At 48.4% G+C, this 221-nt stretch carries 1 pseudogene; it reads right to left on the minus strand.

The features are described 5' to 3' along the window. A pseudogene (locus JIG41_RS22695) lies at positions 1–198 on the minus strand (RNA-guided endonuclease TnpB family protein); the annotation flags it as partial. Positions 199–221: the final 23 nt, after the last annotated feature.

Raw genomic sequence — 221 nt, forward strand, 5'->3', positions numbered from 1 at the left:
AGCGCACTCCTGACTGGTATGCGGGGCGGGTATTTTGAAGACGGCTTTTCCTGCTTGGTAGGCCTTGTATTTGGTGTAAATCTCTATGATGTGCCAGCCAACGTTTAAAATAGACTTGTTTAGCCCAGCCTTTTGTTTGGCTTTGTTTGACACATACCGACCTTGTTCATCCTGCTTCGCCTTTGGCTTGCGCGTCATGCTTGAGGTTCGTAAAGCCTCGA

The sequence above is a fragment of the Pseudoalteromonas sp. bablab_jr011 genome (assembly GCF_016464045.1).
GTDB classification, from domain to species: Bacteria; Pseudomonadota; Gammaproteobacteria; order Enterobacterales; family Alteromonadaceae; genus Pseudoalteromonas; species Pseudoalteromonas lipolytica.